Source organism: Streptomyces katrae (genome assembly GCF_000966975.1).
Lineage (GTDB): Bacteria > Actinomycetota > Actinomycetes > Streptomycetales > Streptomycetaceae > Streptomyces > Streptomyces katrae.
In genome coordinates this window covers 1-1,627 of record NZ_JZWV01000190.1, presented here as the reverse complement: position 1 = coordinate 1,627, position 1,627 = coordinate 1, and the positions used below count along the sequence as shown (strand labels likewise).

2 protein-coding genes and 1 pseudogene are annotated in these 1,627 nt (G+C 74.4%); all 3 read right to left on the bottom strand.

Going from position 1 to position 1,627, the window contains the following annotated elements:
- On the bottom strand, positions 1 to 181 hold a 181-nt coding region (locus VR44_RS08930; protein ID WP_045946866.1), incomplete at its 3' end, for an ABC transporter permease subunit.
- Positions 178 to 1,254, bottom strand: coding sequence for an ABC transporter permease (locus tag VR44_RS08925; protein ID WP_045946865.1), 1,077 nt, complete (start codon positions 1,252 to 1,254; stop codon positions 178 to 180). The genes VR44_RS08930 and VR44_RS08925, both read right to left, overlap by 4 nt.
- Positions 1,251 to 1,627 (bottom strand): annotated as a pseudogene (locus VR44_RS08920) (heme ABC transporter ATP-binding protein); the annotation flags it as partial. The pseudogene VR44_RS08920 and the gene VR44_RS08925, both read right to left, overlap by 4 nt.

The following is a 1,627-nucleotide window of genomic DNA, read 5'->3' as shown; positions in this document are numbered from 1 at the left end:
GCCACGGGCTGCCGGTGAACCAGCTCGTGGCGACGGCGCTGAAGCAGCCGATCAGCATCATGCCTTCGAGGCCGATGTTGAACACGCCGGCCCGCTCGCAGATCGCCCCGCCGAGGGCGGCGAGCAGGATCGGGGTCAGCGCGCGCAGTACCGACAGGAGGAGGTCGAGGTCGGGGGTCATCGGGCGGCCTCCTTCCCGGCGCCGCGCGTACCCCGGCCGGCCGGGCGCCGGGGCATCCGCAGCCGGGCGGCGAGGAAGACGACGACCAGGGCCTGCAGTACCTGGGTCAGCTCGCGCGGTACCTCGGTGGCGCGCTCCATGCTCAGGCCGCCGACCTGCAGGGCGGTGAAGAAGAAGGCGGCGAGGACGGTGCCGGGCGGTGCGGCGGCGGCGAGCAGCGCCGCCGTCAGCCCGGTCCAGGTGTAGCCGGGCGCCGTGAGCGCGCCGTCGAGGAAGCGGTACGGGAAGCTCAGCACCCCGATCGCCCCGACCAGGCCGGCGAGGGCGCCGGAGGCGGCCATCAGGCGCAGCGTCAGCCGGGGCCGGTCCACACCGGCGTAGGCGGCGAACCGGGGATTCAGGCCGGTCATGCGGACCTCGTACCCGGAGCTGGTGCGCGCGTCGACGAAGGCGTGGACGACGGCCGCGGCGGCGACGAGGAGCAGGCCGACGGTGATCGTGGTCGCTCCGAGGGCGGGCAGGGCGACGCCTTCGGGCAGCCGCCGGGTCTGCGGGAGGCTGGAGCCGGGCTCCTTGAGCGGGTAGCGCGCCAGGTACGAGGCGAAGGACACGGCCGGGTAGGACAGGAGCAGGCTGCTGACCAGCAGGGGAACCCCGAGCCGGGTTTCGCAGACCGCGGCGAGGACGGCGTACGCGCAGCCGGCGGCCATGCCGGCCAGCAGGGCCGCGGCCACGGCGAGGGGCGCGGGCAGGGGGACGTAGAGGCCGGTGACCGTGGCGGCGAGGCCGCCGAGGACCAGTTGGCCGTCGCCGCCGAGGTTGATGAGTCCGCCGCGCAGCGGTACGGCCAGTGCGAGGGCCATGCCGAGGACGCTGGTGCCGGTGGTCAGGGTGGCGGCGATCCCGTCGGGGCCGAGGGAGCCGCTGAACAGGGCGGTGTATCCGGTGAGCGGGTCCGCCCCGGCGCCGGCGAGCAGGAGCGCCCCGATGACGAGGGCGGCGACGACGGAGAACAGGACGGGAGAGCGCAGGAGTTCCGTACGCGCGGAGGGGGTGGTGGTGGGGGCGGTCATGCCGGTCGGGCCTCCGCTCCGGCGAGGGCGAGGCCCAGGGTGCGTTCGTCGGCCTCTTCGCGGGTGTAGGAGGCCGAGATCCGGCCCTCGTACATGACGAGGACCCGGTCGGACAGGGCGCGGATCTCGCTGAGTTCCGCCGAGACGAGGAGCACCGCGTGGCCCGCGTCGCGGTAGGCGATCAGCTGGTCGTGGATGTGCCGGACCGCGCCGATGTCCACGCCGCGCGTGGGCTGTTCCACGAGCAGCAGGGGTGCCTCGTGGGCGAGTTCACGGCCGACGAGGAGTTTCTGGAGGTTGCCGCCGGACAGTGCGCCGGCCGGGGTGGCGGGTGAGGGCGTCTTGATGCCGAAGCGGTCGATCAGGGTACGGG